The following is a 23,717-nucleotide window of genomic DNA, read 5'->3' as shown; positions in this document are numbered from 1 at the left end:
GAAGGAGCGTGCCTCCATGACCGGCACCCGCATCGTCGTCACCGAGTCGCTCAACGACGCGGGAGTGCGCAGGCTGCGTGCCGCGGCCGATGTCGTCTTCCTCGACAAGTCGCTGCCCGAGCGCGAACAGCGCGCCGTCCTCAGGGACGCCGACGTGATCGTCAGCCAGATCTACCCCGTGGACCGTGAGCTGATCGCCTCCGCGCCCCGGCTGCGGGCCGTCGCCAAGCACGGCGTGGGCGTCGACAACATCGATGTCGCCGCCGCCACCGAGCGCGGTGTCCCGGTGCTCTTCGCACCGGGCGCCAACGCCGCGTCGGTCGCCGAGCACACCCTCGCCGGTGCGCTCGCCGTCGCCCGCAGATTCGGCGAACTCGACGCCGCCGTACGCCGAAGGGACTTCTCCGTACGGCAGGACCTGCACCAGGTGGACCTGGAGGGCGCGACCATCGCGGTGCTCGGCTACGGAAACACCGGGCGCCGCGTCCTGCGGCTCGCGCACGCCGCTTTCGGGATGCGCGGGATCGCCTACGACCGGTATCCGCAACCGCCGCAGGCGCTGCCGCCGGGCAGCAGATTCACGTCCTCGCTGGAGGACGCCCTGCGCGGCGCCGACGTGGTCACCGTGCATCTGCCGCTGACCGCCGAGACCGACGGCCTGCTCGGCCGGAAGCAGTTGGCCCTCCTCCCGCCCGGCGCCATCCTCGTCAATGTCGGACGCGGTGGCGTGGTGGACGAGGCGGCGCTGGCCGCCGCGCTACGCGAGGGCCGACTGTTCGGCGCGGCGGTCGACGTGTTCACCACGGAGCCGCCCCGGCCGGACAACCCGCTGCTCGCGCCGGACCTGCGCACCCTGCTCACCCCGCACGTGGGCGGCCTCGGCCGCAGCGCCAGCGTGGCCATCGCCCACATGCTCGCCGACGGCATCCTCGCGGTACTCGGCGGCGGCGCCCCGGAGCATGTCGTCACCACCGACTACCGCGCCGCCGCGCCCGCGGTCTCCCCCACCGCCTGACCGTCCGGGGGATCGGCGGTCTCGCGGGGACGGGCCGCGCGTCAGACCGCGATGGCGCGCGGGGCGGACTTCAGGGAGACGGCGGCTTCCGCGGTGTGGACGAGGAAGGTCAGGGTCTCCTGGAAGTAGAGGCGCACGCTGGTGTCGTCGTGGGAGAGGTAGCCGATGGACAGGTCCTGGCCGAGGCGCAGTTCGAAGTCGCCGCCGCGGCCGGCGATCAGGAAGGCGCCGTCGATGGCGGGCGCCCAGATGATGTCGCCGTCCAGCAGCCGGGCCAGGTGCTGGTGGATCGGGTAGCCGTGGTCCGAGGTCTCGTTGACCGCGGTGTACGCGTCGGCGCTGAGCGCCAGGTGGTAGGTGCCGTCCACGCCCGCGAGGCGCAGCGCGGTGATCGCCTGGCTGACGGCGTTCGGGTAGTCGCGTACGTCGTCGGACAGGGTGATCGCCTGGTTGGAGGAGGCGGCGCGGATGCCGTCGATACCGGCGGCCGGGTAGCCCTCGAAGATCACCCGGTCCTCGGCGAAGGCGAGCTGCCGGGCGGCGTCCTTGACGGGCTGCCAGTCCGCGTCCTTCGCGCCGCGCTCGACGTCGTCCACCTGGCGGCGGTCGACGCTGAAGGGCAGCCGCAGTTCGACCACCGGCTGCGAGCGCCGTACGTGCGCGGCGACGCCGTCGGCGGGCGACTCGATGGCGTCGAGGTGCCCGGTGGCGACGGCGGACAGCTCGGATCCGGCCGGTTCCGGTACGTCCACGATCCGGCGCCCCGCCACGTTGCGCTTGAACGTGCGTCGCGCCTCGTCCTCCAGATCGGCCCAGGCGGCGGCGGAGATGGGGGCCAGTTCACGATGCAGGTTGTTCACGGCGTGGTGCTCCTCTTCAGGTCGCCGATACCCAGCGAGTCGTCGGGTACGGCGGGGGCGGATTCGACGGGGACCGGGGCAGGGGCGGGGGCGGGTTCGGCCGGGGTCGCGGTGCCCGACGCGGACGCGCGGGCGGGCGGGTCGGGGAGGTCGTCCAGGAAACCGGCGGACGGGGCGTGGAACAGGGTCCCGGTGACGGCCGTGGAGAAGTCCAGGATGCGGTCGTGGGTAGCGGGCGGCAGGCCGAGGAACATGTTCCGCAGCATCCGCTCGGTGACGTCGGGGGTGCGCGCGTAACCGATGAAGTAGGTGCCGAATTCGCCCCGGCCAGGACTGCCGAAGGGCATGTTGTCGCGCAGGATCTCGCGCTCGGTGCCGTCGGCCTCGGTGATGGTGTTGAGCGCGACGTGCGAGGCGTCCTCGTCCAGCTCCACATTGCTCAGCTTGCGGCGGCCGATGATCTTTTCCTGTTCCTCGACCGGCAGCGCGTTCCAGGCGTCCAGGTCGTGCAGATACTTCTGCACGATGACGTAGCTGCCGCCCGCGAAGCCGGCGTCCTCGTCACCGATGAGCACGGCCCGGTGGGCGGCCGGGCCGACCGGATTCTCGCTGCCGTCGACGAAGCCGAGCAGGTCGCGGGCGTCGCGGTAGACGAAGCCCTGGGTCTCGTCGCGGAGGGTGACCGAGCCGCGCAGCCGGTTCATGATCTCGGTGGCCAGCGCGAAGCACAGGTCCATCCGGGTGGCCCTGATGTGGAAGAGCAGGTCGCCGGGGGTGGACACGGCCCGGTGCCGGGCGCCGCGCAGTTCCTCGAAGGGGTGCAGCTCGGCGGGGCGCGGTCCGTCGAAGAGCCGGTCCCACGCCGCGGAGCCGATGCCCGCGACACAGCTCAGCCTGCCCTCGGGGCTGCCGAAGCCGATCGACCTTTGCAAGCCCGCGAGGTCGGCCAGCAGGTCGCGCGTCACGGCCTCGCCGCCGGGGTCGACGGTCACCACCAGGAAGGTCGCCGCGGTGGTCAGCGGGCTCAGCACCGCCTGCGGTTCCGCCGCCGGGGACGGTACCGCGGGCACGCCGCTCTCCTGTGTCGTCACAGCATTCCTCACCAGGCTCGGATCGGACAGGGACCCCGTGGATCGGACGGGGTCCGCGTACCAGCGGGACATCTCCACTATCGCAAAGCACCAGGGCTCGTGCCCGCGCCCCGGCCGGACATGCCGGTCGGGGCGCGGGAATGTGCGACGCGGTGGTGTCCGCCGGGGTCGATCCGTACAGGTCAGCCCGGTGGCGGCGGCGTCAGCCCAGGGTCGCGAGCGCCTGGTTCAGCGTCCGCGACGGCCGCATGACGGCCGCGGCCTTGTCCGCGTCGGGCCGGTAGTAGCCGCCGAGTTCGACTGGCGAGCCCTGGACCGCGATCAGCTCGCCGACGATGGCCTGCTCCTGCTCGGCCAGCGTCGTGGCGAGCGCGCCGAACGCCTCGGCGAGCTTGACGTCGTCGCTCTGCGCGGCCAGCTCCTGGGCCCAGTACAGGGCCAGGTAGAAGTGGCTGCCGCGGTTGTCGATGCCGCCGAGGCGGCGGCTGGGCGACTTGTCCTCGTTGAGGAAGGTGCCGGTCGCCCGGTCGAGGGTGTCGGCGAGGATCTGGGCGCGCGGGTTGTCCGTGCTCTGCGCGAGGTGCTCGAAGCTCACCGCGAGGGCGAGGAACTCACCGAGGCTGTCCCAGCGCAGGTAGTTCTCCTTGACGAGCTGCTGCACGTGCTTGGGCGCGGAGCCGCCGGCGCCGGTCTCGAACAGTCCGCCGCCGTTGATCAGGGGGACGACCGAGAGCATCTTGGCGCTCGTGCCGAGTTCGAGGATCGGGAAGAGGTCGGTGAGGTAGTCGCGCAGCACGTTGCCGGTGACGGAGATGGTGTCCTCGCCGCGGCGGATCCGCTCCAGCGAGAAGGCGATGGCGTCGACCGGCGGCAGGACGCGGATGTCGAGGCCGTCGGTGTCGTGCTCGGGCAGGTACCGCTCGACCTTGGCGATCAGGTTGGCGTCGTGCGCGCGGTCCTCGTCCAGCCAGAACACCGCGGGGGTGCCGGCGGCGCGGGCACGGGTGACGGCGAGCTTGACCCAGTCCTGGATCGGCACGTCCTTGGTCTGGCACATACGGAAGATGTCGCCCGCGCCGACGGCCTGCTCCAGCACGGCCCGGCCGGCTCCGTCGACCACGCGCACCGTACCGGTGACGGGGATCTCGAAGGTCTTGTCGTGGCTGCCGTACTCCTCGGCGGCCTGGGCCATCAGGCCGACGTTGGGCACCGAGCCCATGGTCGCCGGGTCGAAGGCGCCGTGCGCGCGGCAGTCGTCGATGGTGACCTGGTAGATGCCCGCGTAGCTGCGGTCCGGGATGACGGCGAGGGTGTCGGCCTCCTGGCCGTCCGGGCCCCACATGTGACCCGAGGTGCGGATCATGGCGGGCATGGACGCGTCCACGATGACGTCGCTGGGCACGTGCAGGTTGGTGATGCCGCGGTCGGAGTCGACCATGGCCAGCTCGGGGCCCTCGGCGAGCTCGGCGTCGAAGGACGCCTTGATCGCGGCGCCCTCGGGCAGCGACTCCAGGCCCTTGAGGATGCCGCCGAGGCCGTCGTTCGGAGTGAGACCGGCCGCGGCGAGCGTCGCGCCGTGCTCGGCGAAGGTCCTGGGGAAGAAGGCGCGCACCACGTGGCCGAAGATGATCGGGTCGGAGACCTTCATCATGGTGGCCTTGAGGTGCACCGAGAACAGCACGCCCTCGGCCTTGGCGCGGGCGATCTGGGCGGTGAGGAATTCCCGCAGCGCCGCGACCCGCAGGACGGCGGCGTCCACGACCTCACCGGCCAGTACGGGTACGGACTCGCGCAGCACCGTGGTGCTGCCGTCGTCCCCGGCCAGCTCGATACGGAGCGATCCGGCCTCGGAGACGACCGCGGACTTCTCGGTCGAGCGGAAGTCGTCGCCGTCCATGTGCGCGACATTCGTCTTGGACTGCGGCGTCCAGGCGCCCATGCGGTGCGGGTGCGCCTTGGCGTAGTTCTTCACCGAGGCGGGGGCGCGGCGGTCGGAGTTGCCCTCGCGCAGCACCGGGTTGACGGCGCTGCCCTTGACCTTGTCGTAGCGGGCGCGGACGTCCTTGTCCTGGTCGGACTTCGGGTCGTCCGGGTAGTCGGGCAGCGCGTAGCCCTGCTCGCGCAGCTCGGCGATGGCGGCCTTGAGCTGCGGGATCGACGCCGAGATGTTGGGCAGCTTGATGATGTTCGCGGCGGGCGTCTTGGCCAGTTCACCCAGCTCGGCGAGCGCGTCGTCGATCCGCTGGTCCTCGCGCAGGTACTCGGGGAAGACGGCGATGATCCGCCCCGACAGCGAGATGTCGCGGGTCTCGACGGTGACCCCGGCGGTGGAGGCGTACGCCTCGATCACCGGCAGCAGCGAGTACGTCGCCAGGGCCGGAGCCTCGTCGGTATGCGTGTAGATGATGGTCGAGTCAGCCACCGGTCACTCCGTCCAGGTCTGCAACATTGCTCGACATCAAGATATCCCGTGACCGACCCGTGTCCCACCCGCCCCCACCCCTGCGGCGTCCGGGGCGCGGACCGGACCGTACGCGCAGGTGTCGCGTAGGTCGCGATACAGGTCACCGCATGGGCGATTTGTTCCGTTTGCGGCACTTTGGAACCTCGGCCATGCTGAAGGAGATCCAGCCGAACAAGGAGATGATTCCATGAACTCGGATCTCACAGCCCCGGTCGAGTCGGCGGTCCTCGCCGCTGAGGTCGAAGGACTGCTGGACTCCGCGGAACCCGAGGGCATCTACCGCGACACGCGCGAGTGCGGCGGCGGCCTGCTCCTCGCAGGACTTCTGCTGATCTCGCCCCCGACCCCCCGTCCGACGAAGACGGACGCGTCCTGAACTGAGGGGTCACGTTGGCAGAGCAGGCGCAGGGGACATCCCCGCTGAGCGCTGTGGTCGCCGACGTCGCACAGGCAGTCGCCCTCGCCCTTCGGGGCGGGGGCGGCTCCTATGCGCTGTCGCGCGCACTCCCGCGAGGCGAAGCGGTGGCATCGGCCGCGATCCGGGTACTGGGCGCCGACGTACTGGCGCCGTACGCGCGGGACCGCGGTCCCGCCCATGACGGCCCCAACGATGACAGGGACGGCGCGGCGGGCACGGCCGATCAGGCCCTCGTCCGCGCCGCGCTCGCGGCCTATCCGCCGGGGGCCGACGCCTCCGAGGTGTCGGTGTGGAGCTACCGGGGGCTGGTGGCGGCGGCGCGCGCCTTCCTGCCCGCGGACGCCGCCGGCCGGCCGCCGGAGCCGCCCGCCGCGACGGACTGGGCCGCCACCGACGCGTGGCCGCGACTGGCCCACCGGGCCTCGCAGTTGGCCTCGCTCTCGCTGCCGGGGGTCGACACCCCGCTGGCCGGGTGCCTGGCGGAGCGCACCGACGATCTGGCCCGCGGCTTCGTCCGCGCGGTCCGCCGCCGCGACTGGCTCCAGGCCGCCGGACTCGGCCGCTGGCTGGCGGGCCTGCCGGACGTACCGGACTCGCTCGGTCTGGACAGCGGGCTGGTGTTCGTCCGTCAGATGAGCGGCGACGACCCCCGCGTGGCGCTGCACATCACCGCGGCGGCGCGTTTTTACGGGCGCGGTTCGTGACCGGCGGCCGGGTCCCCGCGGCGGGCGCCGGCCCGGAACTGCTGGACCGCATGGCCGTCTCGGCGCTGACCTGGCTGGACGGCATGCGCCCGTGCTTCCGGCTGCCCGCGGACGTGACGACCGACGCCGATCCCAACACCACGCTCAAACCCCTCGGCGAACTGGCCGAACTCAGCCACCTCATCCGTACGCACCACCCGCTGCCCGCCGTCCGCGACCTCGCGGACGGCCTCTTCCGCTTCGCCTGGCACGAGACGCGCGAGGGTGAGCTGTTCGGCGAACTCATCCGCGGCGAGCCGCGCGCGACCTACCCGGTCGAGCTGTACGGGGTCTTCGCGCAGACCGGGCTGAGCCATCCCGGCGTCGAGGACCTGGTGCGCACGATGACCGGGCTGCGCGGCTGGCGGGTGGCGCGCGAGGACCACACCCGTACTCTCGGCGTCCTCAACGCCGAGCGGCGGATCGGACTGCGCCACCACGCCGACTTCGACGCGGTGCTCGCCATGACGGGACTCGGCCGGACGGTCGAGCCCTGGACGCTGGACCGCAAGGCGGCCTACGGCGTGACGCACGACGTCTTCCACCTCACCGACTGGGGCCGCGCCCCGCACCGGATGCCCGCGGACCGCGCCGATTATCTGCGGCTGTGGCTCCCGTCCTGGCTGGAGAGCTGGCTGGAGGAGGAGCTGTGGGATCTGGTCGGCGAACTGCTCGCCGTGGCGGCCTGCCTGCCCGTGCCCGTGCCCGACGCGGCGGCCTGGCGCCTGCTGGCCGGGGCGCAGGGCGCGGACGGCGCGGTGCCAGAGACCGGCGCCGCGCCGCCGCCGGGCACGGCCGCCGCCGAGGCGTTCACCGCCTGTTACCACTCCACGTTGGTGACCGCCTTCGCGGCCACCCTGGCCCGGATCGGCCCGACGCGGCCGGCGGGCCCGACCGCGGGCGTACGGCGCCCGGTCCTGGAAAGCGAGGCAGCATCGTGATGACGACGGCCGCATCCCCCGCGCTCCTGCACCAGGTGGGCGAGCGCGCGCTGGCCTGGCTCGACGCGAACCGGGAGCACTTCCGGCTCACCGACGACGACCGCGCCACCAGCGGCGCGGTCATCGAACGTCTCAAGCCCATCGGCGAGTTGGCGATCAACATGCGGGTGCTCTCGCGCGAGGGTGTGGCCGGGTCACGGCAGCGCGACCGGTCGCTGCGGCTGCTGGACTTCGCCTGGCGCGAGTTGCTGGACGGCGGCAACGTACTGGCCGCGCTCCAGCGCGACGAACCGCTCTCCCCCGTACCGCTGGAGATCTACGCGACCTTCTACGAACTGGGCCACCGTCACCCCGGCGTGGAGGACGCGGTCGCCCTCTCGCGCCGCACGGCGTCCTGGCGGGCCCTGGAGATGGTGCCCAACCGGCGCCTGGGCCTGCTCAACGCCGAGCGCAAGCTGGGACTCGTGCCCAGCGGCGACTTCGACCTGGCCGTGGAGCGCACCTGGCTGGGCCAGACGCCGGAGCCCTGGACGGTGCAGTTCCACATCGCGTACGACCTCACGCACACCGTCTTCCACCTCACCAACTGGGGCGAGGCGCCGGACCGTATCCCGCCCGCGATCGTCGACTACCTGACGCGGTATCTCCCGGCCTGGACCGAGGACTGGGCCGATCTCGCCCATTGGGACCTGCTCGGCGAACTGCTGGTCGTGGACGCCTGTCTGCCGCGTCCGACGCTCGACGGCGAGGTGTGGGAGCGGTACGCCGCCGCGCAGTCCGACAGCGGTGCGATGCCGGTGCGCAACGGGATGCCGGACGGGGACGCGGCCGAGGTCTTCGACCAGGTGCACCACCCGACGCTGGTCGCCGCCTTCGCCTCCGCGATGGCCACCTCCCGCGCGCTGTCGGCGGACGCGGACGCCGTCGCGTGAGCGCCACGGCGGTGGACCTCGCACCGGACGAGGCCGAGGACCGTACGGCCGACGGCACGCCGGTCCGCGACCTGCTGGAGCGGGCGGTCACCGAGGTCAGGGCGCCCGATGTCGTGCTGGCCGTCTCCCGCGCGGGACGGCGGACGCTGGTGGGCGGCGGCAGCGCGCCGCCGCGGGCGGCGCGCGAGGAGGCGCGGTACGAACTCGGCTCGCTCTCCAAGACGTTCACCGTGCTGCTGCTGGCGGAACTCGCCCGCGACGGCGTACTCGGTCTCGACGACCCGCTCGCCGCGCATCTGCCGGACCTGCCGCTCCCCCACCCGTACGCGCGGCGGATCACGCTGCGGCACCTGGCCACCCACACCTCGGGGCTGCCGCGCGTGCCGCGTGACCTGGTGGCGGGCGCCGTGCTGCGGCCGTACACCAACAGCTACGCCCGTTACGACACCGGGCGGCTGCTGCGGGCCTTCGCCCAGACCCGTACCCGACACGCCCCCGGCAGCCGCTGGCACTACTCCAACCTCGGCATCGCGCTGCTGGGGCCCGCGATGGAACACGCCACGGGGACGGACTACGGCACGCTGCTGGCGGGGCGGGTGCTGGCGCCGTTGGGGCTGGACAGCACCACGACGGGGCCGGGCGGCGGCCTCGCGGCGGTCGGCTACCGGACCGACGGGCGTACGCCGCTGCCGCCGACCGACATGGCGGCCTTCACCGCGGCGGGCGGGGTCCGGTCCACACCGGCCGACCTTCTCCGCTACGCCGAGGCGCATCTGTGGCCCGGCGGCACGGCGTCGGAGGCGGCGCTGCGCGACGTCCAGGTCCCGCAACTGCGCCGGGGGCTCGGCCACCGGAACACCCACACGCTGACCTGGTACCACCATCCGGCGCCGGGCGGCCCCCTGCTCTTCCACGCGGGGGCCACCTTCGGGCAGCAGACGTTCCTCGGCTTCCACCCGGCGACCGGTACGGCGGTGGCCGGATGCGCCACCCGGCACGACCGCGGCTGCCGCATCGTCAAGACGGCCTACGCGCTGCTGTACCGGCTGTGCGGCGAACCGCGGGTCACGCCCTGACTCAGGAGGTCGCCGCCTCCGCCTTCTCCTCCTGCGAGAAGTCCCCTGCCGTGGTGCGCAACGGGACCTCCTTGATGAGCAGCGACAGCACGAAGGCGATCACCAGGACGCCCGCCCCGACGAGGAACGCGACGTTGATCGCGTCGGTGAAGCCGGTCTTGAAGGGGTGGGCGAGCGCCGGGTCGACATGGCTGAGGAACGACGTGTCGTTGAGCGTGCCGGTGCTGCCCGAGGACGCCGAGGTGAGCGTCTTGAGCTGGTCCGGGTGCGCGGCGGCGGCCTGCTGGAACGCTTCTCCGCCCTTGGCGGCGGCGAAGGCGGAGCCGATCTTGCCGCCCACGACGGAGTAGACGATCGACAGGAAGACGGCGACGCCGAGCGTGCCGCCCATCTGCCGGAAGAAGGTGGTCGAGGAGGTGGCGACACCGATGTCACGCGGCGGCACGGCGTTCTGCATGGCCAGCACGATCGTCTGCATGTTCAGGCCGAGTCCGGCGCCGACGACGAACATCGACACGTCCACGTAGAACAGGCTGCTGTCGGCCGACATCTGCCACAGCATCAGCATGCCGCCCACCAGCAGGGCGCAGCCGACGACGGGGAAGATCTTGTAGCGGCCGGTCCGCGAGGTGATCTGGCCGGACACCATCGAGAAGATCATGATGCCGAGCACCAGCGGCAGGGTGAGCAGACCGGCCTTGGTCGGCGAGTTGCCCTTGACGAGCTGGAGGTAGAGCGGCAGCAGCGTGATGCCGCCGAACATGCCGATGCCGATGATCGCGGACTGCGCGGAGCCGACCGCGAAGACGCCGTTGCGGAAGAGCCGCAGCGGCAGCAGCGCCTCGTCGCCCGCCCGGCGCTCGGCCAGCAGGAAGGCGACGATGCCGACCGCGCCGATGATGTAGCAGGACAGCGAGGACGCGGCGCCCCAGCCCCACTCGCGGCCCTGTTCGGCCACGATGAGCAGCGGTACGAGGGCGACGATCAGCGCGGTCGCCCCGAGGTAGTCGATCCGGTGCGGCCGTCGTTCCTGGCGCACGTGCAGGACCCTGGCCACCACGAACAGGGCGAGGATGCCGATGGGGACGTTGATCAGGAAGATCCAGCGCCAGCCGTCGATGCCGAGAAGCGAGTCCTGCCCGGCCAGCGCGCCGCCGATGACCGGCCCGAGCACGCTGGACGTGCCGAAGACGGCCATGAAGTAGCCCTGGTACTTGGCTCGTTGGCGCGGCGGGATGATGTCGCCGACGATGGCGAGCGCGAGCGAGAACAGCCCGCCCGCGCCGATGCCCTGGAGGGCGCGGAAGCCCGCGAGCATGTACATCGACGTCGACAGCATGCACAGCGCCGAGCCGACGATGAATATCGCGATGGCGAAGAGGAAGAACGGCTTGCGCCCGTACTGGTCGGAGAGCTTGCCGTACAGCGGTGTGCTGATCGTCGAGGTGATCAGGAAGGCGGTGGTCACCCACGCCTGGGCGGTCAGGCCGTTGAGGCTCTCACCGATCTTGTAGATGGCCGTGGAGACCACCGTCTGGTCCAGCGCCGCCAGGAACATGCCGAGCAGCAGCCCCGAGAGGATGACCATGATCTGCCGGTGTGTGTACTCCGTCGGGGGCGCCGCGGTGCCGGCCGGCGCGGCGTCTGCCTGAGCACTCATGGTGCTGCTTCCTCTCCCGTAATGCTGCTCTGTTTGCCTTGGGCAACATTACGCCGACCGGTTCCGCGACCCCCTACCGGCTGCTGGGGAGTGCGGGGGCGGGCGGGGTGCGGGGACGGGCACGGTGGCGGCGCCCTGCTCGGTGCTCTTGAGCCCGCTAGAAGAAGCCCTGGTTCGGCAGGGGCGTTCCGTTGAGTTCGTAGCGGCCCACCGCGACCGCTTTGAGCGTCTTCGGATTGTGGGCGGCGATCGTACGGATGTTGCGCCAGTGCCGGTCGAGGTGGGCGCCGCGGCGGACCAGCGAGCCGCCGCCGACGTCGAAGAGCTCGGACGCGGCGCGGTTGGCGAGTTCGTCCACGACGACCTTGGCCTTGGCGTTGAGCAGCGACGCGCGCGAGGACAGCTCGGCCTCCTCGGGAGTGCCGTGCGCCGCGTAGGCGTCCTCCAGCGCTCGTCCGGCGGTGAGGACCAGGGCCTGCGCGGCGAACGCCTGGCTGTGCAGCAGCCCCACGCTGTACTGCACGATCGGGTCCTCGGTCGGCGCGTCGGCGGGTGCGTGGTAGAAGGTCCGCTTCTTGCCGCGGACGTGTGCAACGGCGTCGGCCGCCACCCGGCGCAGGATGCCCGCGATCATCGCGTTCAGTTGGATGTGGAAGAACGTCGCGGGGTACGGGACGGAGTCGCGGGCGGCGGTCGCCCGCGCGAAGTAGTCCCCGGGTGTGATCGCGACATCGTCGAAGGTCACCGTGCCGCTGCCGGTGAAGCGCTGGCCGAAGCCGTCCCAGTCGTTGGGGCGCAGCACGCCGGGGCGGTCGGTGGGGACGATGACCTGGGCCCTCCCGCCGTCCGCGTCGGTGACGCCGACGACCAGCCAGTCCATGTACAGGCTGCCCGTCGTGTAGTGCTTGGTGCCGTTCAACCGCAGGCCGCCGGCCGTGCGGCTGACGGTGGTCCGGTACGGGAAGTCGGTGGCCCCCGCCTTCGCGCCCAGCTCGGTGGAGGCGGAGCCGATCAGCTCGCCGCGCGCGACGCGTTCGAGCCAGACCGCGTCCTCGGGGCGGGCGCCGCGCAGCAGCCCCTCCACCACACCGAAGTGGCTGCGCAGGATGTGCGCCACGTTGGAGTCCGCGGCGCCCAGGTCGATGAACACCTCGAAGAGCTGCGTGAGGCTCGCGCCGCCCCCGCCCAGTTCGACCGGCACCCGCAGGGCGCCGAGCCCGGCCCTTTTCGCCGCCTCGACGGCCGCGTAAGGCAGTTCGTCGCGCTCGTCCCGCCCGATCGCGCCGTGGCCGATGTGCTCGATCAGCTCCCGCAGTCGCGCCGAGCCGAAGGTGACACCGCTCGTGGCCTCGGCTGTTTCCGTCATGCGTGCTCCCCTGCTCGCTGTGGCGCCCGGGTTCCCGCGGCACCTCAGCGTCGATCCGGCGGCGTGACCGATCAACAAGGTTCGGCTACGGCGTCGTTGCGGCTGCGCTTAACTGTCGCCGGGGTGCGCTCGTGACCGCGGCGCGGTCCCCGTCCTGGCCCGCGCGGGTGCGCGGCGCCGCACGCGGTACGGTCGGCGCGGTCAGGACGGCGCGGTCAGGACGGCGCGGTCAGGACGCGACCCGCAGGACCGGTCTGTGCAGCGCCTGTTCACCGATCAAGCGCAGCGTGCGCAGGACGAGCGCGATGTTCGGATCGTTCCTCCGGGTGGTGCGCGCGACCGAACTGACCGTGCGGTAGCCGATCGGCACGCCCTCCACGATGAGGTGCTCCAGGTGCGCCGGTACGGACAGCCGGGGCACGATCGCCGAGACGACCTCGGTGGCGGCCAGGTCGCAGACGATCTGGGCGGTCACCAGCCGGTGGGTGATCCGCGGGGTGAACCCGGCCCGCTCGGCGGCCCGCAGCAGCGCGGTGTCCAGGGTGGAGTTGGCCAGACCGGTGACCCACACCTGTTCGGCCAGCGCGGCGAGCCCCAGGCCGCGGACCCGCGCGTGCAGCCCGGTCGGTGCCAGCAGCACGAACGGCTCGACCAGCAGCACCTCCCGGCTCAGCCCGTTGAGCAGGTCCTGCGCCTCGAAGTCGCACCGGTAGGTGACGGCCACGTCGACCTCGCCCTGCCGAAGCAGCCGCAGCGCGTCATCGGCCTCGGCCTGCTGGAGGTGGATCTGCACGTGCGGCTCCTCGGCGCTCAGCAGGTGGATCAGCGGCGCCGCCAGGACGGGTATGCCCAGGTTGTAGGAGACCATCGCGATCTGTCCCGAGACCTGGTCGCGGGTGGCCGCGAGGGCGCTCATCGCGTCGTCGACGGCGCCGAGCACGACGCGTACGTGGTCCACGAGGATCCGGCCGCTGCGGGTGAGGCCAAGGGTGCGCCCGTCCCTGCGGAACAGGATCGAGCCGGTCTCGACCTCCAGGACCCGGAGTTGCTGTGAGACGGCGGAGTTGGTGATGCTGCGCCGTTCGGCGACGGCGGTGACCGTGCCGAGATCGGCGAGATCGCGTAGCAGCATCATGCGACGCAGGTCGAGCATGCTCATGGTTGACCTCAGATGTTGTCGAGTTGACCCCCACGACACCCAGGCGCGACGCGGCCGGTACCGGCCGCGGTGGTCTGGGTTCGATTCTGACGAGCGGCGGCGCTCCTAGGAGGGCAGGCCGCGCTTCGGCACCAACGGCGTGGTGCGGATCAACGACGACAGGCGGCGACGCAGACGCGCATGAGATCGACATGGCGTCGCGCGAAGAGGTCCGTCCCGGTCACGGACCGAGGATCGCACACCCACCCCGATTCCCACCACGTCCTCGATCGTGTCGCTTGGCACAGTGCCGCCCCGGCCGCCCCCGCCCGCCCCACTGTTAAGCCAGGTCCCGGCTATTGCTGTAGCCAGATCTTCTTGTTCGTCCCCTGCCGTCCCCGCAGGCTGAGGCCCTATTCGCAGCTCGGCGTCGCCGTCGAGCACTCGATCGGGGAAGTCCATGGGTCTCGAACTCGAAGGAAAGCGCGCCGTCGTCACCGGGGGCGGCACAGGCATCGGTTACGCCGTCGCCGAGGAACTGGCGCGCGAGGGCGTGCGGGTGGCGATCACCGGACGACGGGGGGACGTACTGGACGACGCGGTCGTACGGATCAGGGAGTCGACCGGCGCCGACGTGCTCGCCGTGCGGGCCGACACCGGTCACGACGACTCGGTGCGCGAACTGGTCGAGACCGTGAGAACGGCCTTCGGCGGTATCGACATCCTCGTCAACAACGCCGCCGAGCAGCCCGCGCAGAAGGGGCCGAGCTTCCAGGACGCCGACGACGCCTGGTTCCAACGGCAGCTCAACGTCAAGGTGATCGGCTATCTGCGCACCATCAAGGCCGTCGCCCCGCTGCTGATCGAGAACGGCTGGGGCCGGGTCATCAACATCAGCGGCACCGGAGCCCGTTCGACCGTCTCGGTGATCGGCTCGGTCCGCAACGCCTCGGTGATCGCGCTGACCAAGAACGTCGCCGACGAACTCGGCCCGCACGGCGTCAACGTCACCGTCGTCCACCCAGGTCCCACCCGCACCGAGCGGTATGTCGAGCTTCAGAGCGGCGGCGCGGCCGACGGCGCGGCGCCCGCGGCGCCCGGCAACGTCATCGGCCGGGTGATCGAGCCGCACGAGGTGGCGTGGGTGGTCGCCTTCCTCGCCTCGCCGCGCAGCGTGGCCGTCGTCGGCGACGGCGTCCACGTCGGCGGCGGCGTGCCCGGCGCCATCCACTACTGATCCGACCAGAGTCCAGGAGAGTTCCCATGACTGAACCCGTCGCCCCCGCTCCCGCCTCCGCCATCGCCGTCGACGACTTGCGCGTGCTGCTCGACGGCGGCCAAGAGTACGCGCTCATCGACGTGCGCGAGTCCGGCGTCACCGCGGCGCGGGGGTCGATCCTGCTCGCCGTCTCGATCCCGCTCAGCGTCCTGGAGCTGAAGGCGGGGGCGCTGGTCCCCCGCCGTGACACACCGGTCGTCGTCTACGACGGCGGCGACGCGGAGCTGGCCGGGCGCGGTGCGGCCCGGCTGCGCGCGCTCGGCTACACCGACGTCCGGGTGCTCGACGGCGGCCTCGCCGCGTGGGCAGCGGCCGGGCACAAGGTCCACAGCGGCGGCGATCACGTCATCGGGCAGGCGTTCGGCGAGTGGATCGAGGAGGTCTACCAGACGCCGCACATCAGCGTGCCGGACTTCCTGAGCCGCCGCGCGGCCGGTGAGGACATCGTGCTGCTCGACAGCCGCCCCCTCGGCGAGTTCCGCGGCCACAGCATCCCCGGCGGGACGTCGATACCGGGCGCCGAACTCGTCTACCGCGCGGCCGAGGCGGTGTCCTCGCCCGACACGCTCGTCGTGGTCAACTGCGCCGGGCGCACGCGGAGCATCCTCGGCGCCCAGGTGCTCATCAACGCGGGCCTGCCGAACCGGGTGGTGTCGCTGGAGGGCGGCACCCAGTCCTGGGTGCTGGAGGGGCACGAACTCGACCACGGCGAGACGTCCTCGGTGGCGCTGCCGACCGGCGCGGCGCTGGAGGCGGCGCGGGAGAGCGCGGTCCGCTTCGGCGAGCGCTTCGGGATCGAGCACATCGACGCGGCGGCGCTCGCGGCCTTCGGCAAGGACGACACGCGTTCGCTGTACGTCCTGGACGTGCGCACTCCCGAGGAGTTCGAGGCCGGTCACCTGCCCGGCTCCCTGTCGGCGCCGAGCTGGGATGTCGCGCCGTGGGTGTTCCGGCATGTCGGCACGCACCATGCCCGTGTGGTCCTCGTCGACAACGACGGCGTACGGGCCGCGGTCGCCGCGTCCTGGATCGCCCAGATCGGCTGGGCCGAGGTGTTCGTCCTCGACCGGGCCCTGGAAGGTGCCGGCCTGGAGACCGGCCCGGTGCCGCCGCCCGTCCTCGACCCGCCCTCCGGCGGCTTCGACACCGTCACCGCGCAGGAGCTGGACGGCGCCCCGGCCGACACCCGGCTCGTGCTCGATGTGGCGGCCAGCCCGCAGTACCGCACCGGTCACGTCCCCGGCGCCCGCTTCGCCATCCGCGCCCGGCTCGCCGCGTCGGCGGCCGAGCTGCCCGGCACCGGACCGGTCGTGCTGACCTCCGCCGACGGGGTGCTCGCGCGGTACGCCGCCGCCGACCTCGCGGCGGCCACCGACCGTCCTGTGCGGGTGCTCGACGGCGGTACCGCGGCGTGGCGCGCGGCCGGTCTGCCCGTGGAGACCGACCGGGCGCAGTGGCTGCACGCGCCGGAGGACGTCGTCGCCTCCGGCTGGCGCGAGAGCGACCCCGAGGACCGCAAGGCCGGATTCCGCCGCTATCTGTCCTGGGAGCTCGGCCTGGTAGCCGAGTTGGCGCAGGACGACACCGTTCCGTTCAAGAAGTTCGCCTGAGGCACTGACCCTAGTGAGGACACGCTCATGACCGCCATCGCCAGGCCCCTCACCACCAGGCCGGTCGCCACCGCCGCTGAGGTGACGCGTTGACCGGCGCCCCTTCCGTCACCGACACCGCGCCCGCGCCGGGCGCGCGGACCGCCACGAAGACTCCGCGGGACGCGGCGGGGCTCATCGACCTCAGCCCGCGCAACCGCGGGCGCGAGAGCGTGCGCAAGCGGGTCCGCTTCTGGAGCGGCTGGACCTTGCGCGTCGGCGTGCCCGTCGCGCTGATCGCCCTCTGGCAGCTCGCGTTGACCTGGGGCTGGACCACCGAGGACGTGCTGCCCTCGCCGAAGACCATCGTCGAGGCGTACCAGTACCTGTGGAACAACGGCTCGCTCCAGGCCGCCGTTCCGGTGTCGCTGCGGCGGGCCGGTGAAGGGCTGGTGCTCGGCGGCAGCGCGGGGCTGGTGCTCGGGATCTTCGCCGGGCTGTGGAAGATCGGCGAGGAGATCTTCGACGCCACCCTCCAGATGCTGCGGACGGTGCCGTTCATCGCGCTGGTCCCGCTGTTCGTCACCTGGTTCGGCATCGACGAGCCGTCCAAGCTCGCGCTCATCACCGCGGCGGCGCTGTTCCCGCTCTACCTGAACACGTTCCACGCCGTGAAGGGCGTCGACCAGAAGCTCATCGAGGCGGGCAGGACCTTCGGGCTCAGCGGCTTCCGGATCGCGCGTCGGATCATCTTCCCGACGGCGCTGCCCGGCATCCTCACCGGTCTGCGCTTCGCCTGCTCCTTCTCCCTGCTGTCGCTGGTGCTGGCCGAGCAGGTCAACTCCACCGCCGGGATCGGCTATCTGATCATCAACGCCCAGAACAACCAGCGCCCGGACATCGTCATCGCCGGCATCTGGATCTACGCGGTGCTGGGCATCCTCATCGACTTCGTCATGCGCGGCGTCGAGCGTCTCGTCCTGCCCTGGAGGGCCCGTGTCGGTATCAACTGAATCGCCGGGGGACCTTCCCGCGGACAGTGCGGGATACGCCGTCACCGCGCTGGGGGTCCGACGGGTCTTCGACGGCCGGGCGGTGCTCGACGGGGTCGATCTCCGGCTGCGGAAGGGGGAGTTCGTCGCGCTGCTCGGCGCGTCCGGCACCGGCAAGACGACGTTGCTCCGTATCGTCGGCGGACTCGACACCGCCGACGAGGGAGATGTCGTCGTGCCCCGCGTGCGGTCGACCGTCTTCCAGGAGCCGCGGCTGGTTCCCGCGCAGAAGGTGTGGCGCAATGTCGTGCTCGGCGCGCGGCGCCCGCGAGCCGCGTACGGGAAAGCGCTCGACGCGCTGGCCGAGGTCGGTATCGAGAGCCACGCCAAAGCCTGGCCCCGGACGCTGTCCGGCGGTGAGGCGCAGCGTGTCGCGCTCGCCCGCGCGCTGGTCACCGAGCCCGATCTGCTGCTGCTCGACGAGCCCTTCGCGGCCCTGGACGCGCTGACCCGGATCAAGATGCACGACCTGCTGGCGGCGCTGTGCGCGAAGCACGAGCCCGCTGTCGTCCTGGTCACCCATGACGTGGACGAGGCGATCCTGCTCGCCGACCGTGTCCTGGTCCTCTCGCGCGGCTCGATCGCCCTGGACCAGCGGGTCGAGATCGACAAGCCCCGCCATCGCGACGATCCGCGGTTCCTCGAACTGCGGGCGGCGCTGCTCGACCAGCTCGGCGTGGCCCGCACTGTCGGCGGCGGCAACGAGGCGGTGACCGACGGTCATTGACGTCCCGTCAGAACAGAGCACCACGAACCGTCTTCGCCCGACACATCCCGAGGAAGTCATCGCACATGTACAGCACCGGCAAGCACTCCCCCTTCGTCCAGCGCACGTTCACCGCCTTCGCGGCCGTCGCCCTCGCCATGGCCGCCACCGCCTGCGGCGGTTCCGGCGGCGCCTCGGCCTCGGCGAAGAACGCGGGTTCGGGGTCGAACGGCGGCTCGACGGGTGGTTCCTCCGCCTCCGCCGCGGTCGACCTGTCCGGCGTCAGCCTCACGATCAGCTACCAGACCGCCGACTTCCCCGCGCTGCTGAAGGAGTCGGGCCTGTTCGAGGACACCCCGTACACGTACAAGGTCCCGATCATCGCGGGCCCGGCGAACCAACTGGCGGCGCTGTACGGCAAGCAGATCGACGTCGGCCAGGTCGGTGAGAACACCGCCGCCTTCGAAGCCGCCAACGCCTCGGCCGACTGGACGAAGACCGGTGCCCCGATCCAGGGTTTCGCGGTGACCTGGACACCCGACGCTCCCTACCCGGCAGCCGTGTACGTGACGAAGAGCTCCGGCATCACGACGCTCGCCGAGCTGAAGGGCAAGAAGATCGGCTACAACTACGGCGGCAACATCTACGCCGCCTACGTCGTCGCGCTGGAGAAGGGCGGCTTCGGCCCGAAGGACGTCCACGGTGTGCAGTTCCCGAGCAACCAGGCCGCGGCCAACGCCTTCAACGCCGGGCGCCTGGACGCGGTCGTGACCAGTTACAGCAACGTGAAGAAGCCTGTCGACGCCGGAAAGGCGATCAAGATCGCGGACAACGCGACGCTCGGCATCCTCGGCGGCAGCGGCTGGATCGCCAGGACCGAGGTGCTCGACAACCCGGCCAAGCTGGCGGCGCTCAGGGATTTCTACGGCCGGCTGCGGACCTTCTACGAGCAGTGGATCCCCGGTCACGAGGCCGCGTACGAGAAGGTCGAGCAGCAGGTCCTCAGCCAGACGCCCGACGTGGCCAAGGTCAACTGGGAGAACGCCCGGCACTCGACCTTCTACAAGATCGGTGACCCGGAGTTCCTGCGGATCCAGCAGGAGACCGTCGAGGCCGCGTACACATACGGCGGGCTGAAGACCAATGTCACGTCCAAGCTCGGATTCAACTACACCACGGCGCTGGACGACGTGACGACCGGCTGACACGGCGCCGTTCCCGAACCACCGGTTGAGGAGAGAGCATTGACTGACATCACTCGACGCGGGCTCGGCACCGAGGGACTGGAGGTCTCCGCCCTCGGCCTGGGCTTCATGAGCTTCACGCGGTCCACCGACGCCGACGAGCGGCACAGCGCGTCGGCGCTGGTGGGCGAGGCGATCGACCTCGGCATCGACTTCTTCGACACCGCCGACATCTACGGCCCGGCCATCAGTGAGACGCTGCTCGGGCAGGCGGTCAAGGGGGCGCCGTGACGGCCTCGTCATCGCCACCAAATTCGGCAACCCGCTCGACCGGGCAAGGTCCGCTGGAACGGCCTGTCGGAGCCGGGTCCGCGGACCCTGCTCCGCGCCCACGCCACGCATCCGGTCACCGCGATCCAGAACGAGTGGTCGCTCTTCACCCGCGACATCGAGGCTGAAACGCTCTCCGTCGCAAGGGAGTTGGGCATCGGCATCGTGCTGCGCAGCCGCGCGGATCTGACGGGCCGTCGGCTGGAGCACCCTCGGTTCGCCGAGGAGGTCTTCGACACGAATGTGAAGCTTGCCGACGAGGTCGTCGCCGTCGCGGCCGAACTCGCTGTCGAGCCCGGTCAGGTGGCTCTCGCCTGGGTGCTCGCGCGAGGTGAGGACGTCGTGCCGATCCCCGGCACGCGGCACGCCGCGTATCTGCGGGAGAACGTCGGCGCGTTCGACGACACGCTCACACCGGAGCAGGCCGCGCGGCCGGCCGGTATCGCCGAGCGGGTCGAGGGAGACCGGGCGCTGCGGCCCGGCGCCATCGGAGCCGAGGCGCGCCTGCCGGACTCCGCCGGTTCCTGATCCCGCGGCAGCCCGAAGAGCCGCCCGGTGTACCGACCCCACGGGGTAGGTACACCGGGCGGCTCCGTCGTACTGTGCGGCCGTCCGGCCTCAGACCGCGGCGGCAGCCGGGAAGGGCAGGCCGAGGTTGCCGCGCAGTGTGGTCGCCTCGTACTCCTTGCGGAAGATCCCGCGCCGCTGGAGCTCCGGCACCAGGTGGTCGACGATGAGGTCGAGGCCGTCGGGGTAGAGGTCGTGGTTCAGGTTGAACCCGTCCGCGGCGCCCTCAGTGAAGTACGCCTCCATCTCGTCGGCGATCTGCTCCGGGGTACCCACCACCATGCGGTGTCCGCCGCCGGCGATGTGCCGGTCGAGCAGGTCGCGTACCGTCAGGTTCTCGTGGCGGGCGCTGTGGAGCACGGAGTTGGCGAAACCGTAGCTGCTCGGCTTCCAGTCCGGCGAGTTGATCAGGTCCCAGGGCGGCTGCCGGTCGAGCTCCAGGCTGTCCACCGGCAGGCCGAGCTGCGCCGCCAGCGACGTCAGGGCGTCGGTGGTGTCAGTGCTCAGACCGGCCAGCAGGTCGCGGCGCTCGCGCGCCTCGGCCTCGGTACTGCCGATGACCGGCCACAGTCCGGGCAGGATGAGCACGTCGTCGGGGTCGCGGCCGTGGACATCGCGGGCTCGGGCCTTCACCTTGGCGGCGAAGTCCTTGCCCTGCCGGAGGTTGTGCGCGGCGCAGAACACCGCGTCGGCGTACTTCGCGGCCAGGTCGATGCCCTGCTCCGACGCGCCCGCTTGCAGGACGACGGGGTGGCCCTGCGGCGAACGCGGCACCTGGTACCAGGTCGTGACCCGCAGGTGCTCGCCGACGTGGTCGACCTCCCGCACCTTCGCCAGGTCGGTCAGCTCACCTGACGCCTTGTCACCGACGAGCGCGTCGGGGTCCCATGACTCCCACAGCGCCCTGATCACGGAGATCGCCTCGTCCGCGCGGCCGTAGCGGGCGTCCCGGTCGGGGTGCGCGTCGAGGCCGAACTGGGCCCCGGCGCGCGGCGACTGCGTGGTGACGACGTTGATCGCGGCCCGGCCGCCCGAGACCAGGTCGAGCGAGGAGCCCAGCCGGGCGATGTGATACGGGTGGCGGTAGGTGGACGACACGGTCGCCACCAGGCCGACGTGCGTGGTGGCGCGGGCGATCGCGGTCAGCACGACGAACGGGTCGATCGCGTTCCACGGCCTGGTGAAGTCCTGCTGCGAGAATCCGAGGGTCTCGGCGAGGAACACCGCGTCCAGCAGGCCGCGTTCCGCGGTCCGGCCGAGGTTCTCCCATTCGTCGATGTCGAGGAAGCCGAGCGGGTCGTCGCGCAGGCGCCAGCCCCCCGGTGCTCGTCCCAGCGCGTTGGCGTTGACGTTCAAGTGCAGTCGGCGTGTGCTCACTGGTGGCGGTCTCCTGACAGGGCCGTGCGCGCGGTGGCGCGGCTCGCGTCGGTCACGAGGGGCGGCAGCCCGTAGTGGCCGCGGAGCGTGGTGGACTCGTACTCCCCGCGGAAGATCCCGCGCCGCTGGAGCTCCGGCACCAGGTGGTCGACGACCTGCTCCAGGCCGGAGGGGAAGATGTCGAAGTTGATGTTGAAGCCGTCGGCGGCGCGTTGGGTGAACCAGTTCTCGATCTCGTCGGCGACCTGCTCGGGCGTGCCGACGATCGCGTTCTGGGCGTTCGCGCGGCGTTCGAGGACCTCGCGCACGGTGAGGTCGCCCTGGCGTGCCACGGACAGCACGCCGTTGGCGGCGCCGACGCTGCGCGGGCTCCACCGCGGCGAGTTGATGTAGTCCCAGGGCAGGGTCTCGTCCAGGCTCAGCAGGTCGGCGGGGACGCCGAGTTGGAGGGCCAGCGCGCGCACCGCGGCGTCGTCCGCCTCCACCGGGCCGACCAGTTCGGCGCGGCGTCTGATCGCCTCGGCCTCGGTGCCGCCGAGAGTGATGTTGAGGCCGGGCAGGACCAGCAGTTGGTCGGGGGCACGTCCGTGGGCGGCGGCGCGGGCCTTCAGCTCACGGTAGAACTCCTGCCCGGTCGACAGGGTGTTGGAGGCGCAGAACACGGCGTCGGCGTGCTTCGCGGCCAGGTCGATGCCCAGGGCCGACGCTCCGGCCTGGACGATGACCGGCCGCCCCTGCACGGAGCGCGGGAACTGGAACCGCGCCCTGAAGCCCACGTGTTCGCCGTCGTAGTCCACCGTCGGAACCCGGCTGTCGTCCACCAGTTCGCCCGTCGTGGGGTCGGCGACCAGGGCGTCCGGGTCCCAGGAGTCCCACAGCCGCTTGACGGCGTTCAGCACCTCTTCGGCCCGCCCGTACCTGACCTCGCGTTCGGGCAGTGACCCCCGTCCGTACAGGGCCGCGGCCGCGTCCTCGCCGGAGGTGACGATGTTGACCGCCGCCCGGCCGCCGGAGGCGATGTCAAGCGTCGCGGCGCGGCGCGCGATGTCCCACGGCTGGTAGAAGGTCGCGGACAGGGTCGTCACCAGACCGATGTGGCGGGTGGCGCGGGCCACCGCCGTCTGGAGCATGAACGGGTCGAAGGCGTGCCACGGCTTGCTGAAGTCGGTGGCGCCGAGGTGGTCGGCGAGGAAGACCGCGTCCAGCAGGCCGCGCTCGGCGATCTGCCCGAGCCTCTCCCAGGAGGCGATGTCGAGGAACCAGGTCGGCGGAGAGCTGTGCCGCCAGCTGTTCGGCGGTTTCGCCAGCCCGTTGGCGTTGACGTTGAGGTGCAGGAATCGTTCGGTCACGGCCCCATGCTTGGGCGCACCGCTCCGGGGATGAAGCCGAAGCGGCTACCGGTTCCCTTAAGCTGCCCTTCGCGGTGCACGCCAGGGCAGGGCCGGTGTCGGGCCAGGGCAGGGCCGGTGTCGCGCCGTGTCGGGCCGGTGGCACGTCGTTGCCGGGCGGCCCGTGCGGTCAGCCCGCCAGTTCCCTGATCAGCGGGACCGCGCGGGAGAGCCGGACGGTGCCGTACGCGATCAGGCCGACTGCCGCCAGCTGTGGCACCACCCACCAGCCGGTACGGATGTGCTCGCCGTAGACGGTGATGCCCAGCGCCAGGCTGACGGTGGCGTCGCCGAGGGTGAGGGCGGGCTGCGAGGCGATGATCGGCCCGGACTGGAGGGCGCTCTCCAGCAGGAAGATCGCGGTGACGCCGCACAGCGCGAAGCCGTACGTCTGCCAGGCGGTCAGGAAGGCGACGTCGCCGTGCGCGGAGAAGGTGTCGGCGGCGGACTTCATGAGTGCCGCGGTGAGCGCGTTGGCCACCGCGGAGGCGGCGCCCAGCAGGGCGGCCCTCGGCGCGCCGGAGGGCCGGTGGCGCGCGGT

Annotated in this window: 21 protein-coding genes and 1 pseudogene; 13 read left to right on the top strand and 9 right to left on the bottom strand. The window is 71.7% G+C overall.

Translation table 11 applies throughout. From position 1 onward, the window contains the following. Positions 1 to 16 precede the first annotated feature (16 nt). Positions 17 to 1,015: an NAD(P)-dependent oxidoreductase gene (locus BGM09_RS04180; protein WP_188280012.1), complete on the top strand. Its 999-nt coding sequence runs from the start codon at positions 17 to 19 to the stop codon at positions 1,013 to 1,015. A gap of 41 nt (positions 1,016 to 1,056) precedes the next feature. Here BGM09_RS04180 and BGM09_RS04175 read toward each other — a convergent pair whose 3' ends face one another. The 3 genes from BGM09_RS04175 to BGM09_RS04165 all read right to left on the bottom strand — a co-directional run bounded on the left by BGM09_RS04175 (position 1,057) and on the right by BGM09_RS04165 (position 5,388). Further along, positions 1,057 to 1,875 (bottom strand): family 1 encapsulin nanocompartment shell protein, encoded by an 819-nt coding sequence (locus tag BGM09_RS04175; protein ID WP_188280011.1) that lies wholly within the window; start codon positions 1,873 to 1,875, stop codon positions 1,057 to 1,059. Then, the gene (locus BGM09_RS04170; RefSeq protein WP_317452520.1) at positions 1,872 to 2,945 is read right to left on the bottom strand and encodes a Dyp-type peroxidase; all 1,074 of its coding nucleotides are present in this window, start codon (positions 2,943 to 2,945) and stop codon (positions 1,872 to 1,874) included. The genes BGM09_RS04175 and BGM09_RS04170 overlap by 4 nt, the downstream gene beginning before the upstream one ends. 223 nt (positions 2,946 to 3,168) lie before the next feature. Continuing rightward, positions 3,169 to 5,388: an NADP-dependent isocitrate dehydrogenase gene (locus BGM09_RS04165; RefSeq protein ID WP_188280009.1), complete on the bottom strand. Its 2,220-nt coding sequence runs from the start codon at positions 5,386 to 5,388 to the stop codon at positions 3,169 to 3,171. 229 nt (positions 5,389 to 5,617) lie between these two features. Between BGM09_RS04165 and BGM09_RS04160 the strand changes: the two genes are divergently transcribed. The 5 genes from BGM09_RS04160 to BGM09_RS04140 all read left to right on the top strand — a co-directional run bounded on the left by BGM09_RS04160 (position 5,618) and on the right by BGM09_RS04140 (position 9,540). Then, a complete protein-coding gene (locus BGM09_RS04160; protein WP_188280008.1) occupies positions 5,618 to 5,806 on the top strand; it encodes a hypothetical protein in 189 nt (62 codons plus the stop codon). A 146-nt stretch (positions 5,807 to 5,952) separates the two neighbouring features. After that, positions 5,953 to 6,552: a hypothetical protein gene (locus BGM09_RS04155; RefSeq protein ID WP_317452519.1), complete on the top strand. Its 600-nt coding sequence runs from the start codon at positions 5,953 to 5,955 to the stop codon at positions 6,550 to 6,552. Next, positions 6,549 to 7,532, top strand: a complete 984-nt coding sequence (locus BGM09_RS04150) for a DUF6895 family protein (RefSeq protein ID WP_317452518.1) — start codon at positions 6,549 to 6,551, stop codon at positions 7,530 to 7,532. The genes BGM09_RS04155 and BGM09_RS04150 overlap by 4 nt, the downstream gene beginning before the upstream one ends. Next, the gene (locus BGM09_RS04145; RefSeq protein WP_223186287.1) at positions 7,532 to 8,464 is read left to right on the top strand and encodes a DUF6895 family protein; all 933 of its coding nucleotides are present in this window, start codon (positions 7,532 to 7,534) and stop codon (positions 8,462 to 8,464) included. Before BGM09_RS04150 ends, BGM09_RS04145 begins: the two co-directional genes overlap by 1 nt. Then, entirely contained in the window at positions 8,461 to 9,540 is a 1,080-nt protein-coding gene (locus BGM09_RS04140; RefSeq protein WP_317452517.1) for a serine hydrolase domain-containing protein, read from the top strand. Before BGM09_RS04145 ends, BGM09_RS04140 begins: the two co-directional genes overlap by 4 nt. A gap of 1 nt (position 9,541) precedes the next feature. Here the strand turns inward: BGM09_RS04140 and BGM09_RS04135 are convergent, their stop codons facing one another. The 3 genes from BGM09_RS04135 to BGM09_RS04125 all read right to left on the bottom strand — a co-directional run bounded on the left by BGM09_RS04135 (position 9,542) and on the right by BGM09_RS04125 (position 13,725). Beyond that, positions 9,542 to 11,200, bottom strand: coding sequence for an MDR family MFS transporter (locus BGM09_RS04135; RefSeq protein ID WP_188280006.1), 1,659 nt, complete (start codon positions 11,198 to 11,200; stop codon positions 9,542 to 9,544). Between the two features lie 157 nt (positions 11,201 to 11,357). Further along, a complete protein-coding gene (locus tag BGM09_RS04130) occupies positions 11,358 to 12,566 on the bottom strand; it encodes an acyl-CoA dehydrogenase family protein (protein ID WP_188280005.1) in 1,209 nt (402 codons plus the stop codon). A gap of 229 nt (positions 12,567 to 12,795) precedes the next feature. Then, entirely contained in the window at positions 12,796 to 13,725 is a 930-nt protein-coding gene (locus tag BGM09_RS04125; RefSeq protein ID WP_223186286.1) for a LysR family transcriptional regulator, read from the bottom strand. A gap of 439 nt (positions 13,726 to 14,164) precedes the next feature. On the opposite strand from BGM09_RS04125, the gene BGM09_RS04120 reads away from it, so the two are divergent. The 7 genes from BGM09_RS04120 (at position 14,165) to BGM09_RS37395 (ending at position 20,372) form a co-directional block, all read left to right on the top strand. Then, entirely contained in the window at positions 14,165 to 14,941 is a 777-nt protein-coding gene (locus BGM09_RS04120) for an SDR family NAD(P)-dependent oxidoreductase (RefSeq protein ID WP_188280004.1), read from the top strand. A 26-nt stretch (positions 14,942 to 14,967) separates the two neighbouring features. Beyond that, on the top strand, positions 14,968 to 16,593 hold the full coding sequence (locus BGM09_RS04115; protein WP_188280003.1) for a rhodanese-like domain-containing protein: 1,626 nt from the start codon (positions 14,968 to 14,970) through the stop codon (positions 16,591 to 16,593). Positions 16,594 to 16,682: 89 nt separating this feature from the next. Beyond that, complete coding sequence (locus BGM09_RS04110; protein WP_188280002.1) at positions 16,683 to 17,585, top strand: ABC transporter permease; 903 nt, start codon at positions 16,683 to 16,685, stop codon at positions 17,583 to 17,585. Continuing rightward, positions 17,569 to 18,351 carry an ABC transporter ATP-binding protein gene (locus tag BGM09_RS04105; protein ID WP_188280001.1) on the top strand — a complete coding sequence of 261 codons (783 nt, stop codon included), beginning with the start codon at positions 17,569 to 17,571 and terminating at the stop codon, positions 18,349 to 18,351. Before BGM09_RS04110 ends, BGM09_RS04105 begins: the two co-directional genes overlap by 17 nt. A gap of 65 nt (positions 18,352 to 18,416) precedes the next feature. Beyond that, on the top strand, positions 18,417 to 19,535 hold the full coding sequence (locus BGM09_RS04100) for an ABC transporter substrate-binding protein (protein WP_188280000.1): 1,119 nt from the start codon (positions 18,417 to 18,419) through the stop codon (positions 19,533 to 19,535). 39 nt (positions 19,536 to 19,574) lie between these two features. Continuing rightward, a complete protein-coding gene (locus BGM09_RS37400) occupies positions 19,575 to 19,805 on the top strand; it encodes an aldo/keto reductase (RefSeq protein WP_223186285.1) in 231 nt (76 codons plus the stop codon). 21 nt (positions 19,806 to 19,826) lie between these two features. Continuing rightward, positions 19,827 to 20,372 carry an aldo/keto reductase gene (locus BGM09_RS37395; protein ID WP_317452528.1) on the top strand — a complete coding sequence of 182 codons (546 nt, stop codon included), beginning with the start codon at positions 19,827 to 19,829 and terminating at the stop codon, positions 20,370 to 20,372. A 90-nt stretch (positions 20,373 to 20,462) separates the two neighbouring features. Here BGM09_RS37395 and BGM09_RS04090 read toward each other — a convergent pair whose 3' ends face one another. From BGM09_RS04090 to BGM09_RS04080, 3 genes and pseudogenes are all read right to left on the bottom strand, one after another. Continuing rightward, a complete protein-coding gene (locus BGM09_RS04090; RefSeq protein ID WP_188279999.1) occupies positions 20,463 to 21,788 on the bottom strand; it encodes an NtaA/DmoA family FMN-dependent monooxygenase in 1,326 nt (441 codons plus the stop codon). Continuing rightward, complete coding sequence (locus BGM09_RS04085; RefSeq protein WP_188279998.1) at positions 21,785 to 23,137, bottom strand: NtaA/DmoA family FMN-dependent monooxygenase; 1,353 nt, start codon at positions 23,135 to 23,137, stop codon at positions 21,785 to 21,787. The genes BGM09_RS04090 and BGM09_RS04085 overlap by 4 nt, the downstream gene beginning before the upstream one ends. 169 nt (positions 23,138 to 23,306) lie before the next feature. Continuing rightward, a pseudogene (locus tag BGM09_RS04080) lies at positions 23,307 to 23,717 on the bottom strand (hypothetical protein); the annotation flags it as partial.

Source organism: Streptomyces sp. CBMA29 (assembly GCF_014596445.1).
Taxonomy (GTDB): Bacteria; Actinomycetota; Actinomycetes; order Streptomycetales; family Streptomycetaceae; genus Actinacidiphila.
The sequence above is the reverse complement of the archived record's forward strand: the minus strand, read 5'-3'. Positions and strand labels throughout refer to the sequence as shown.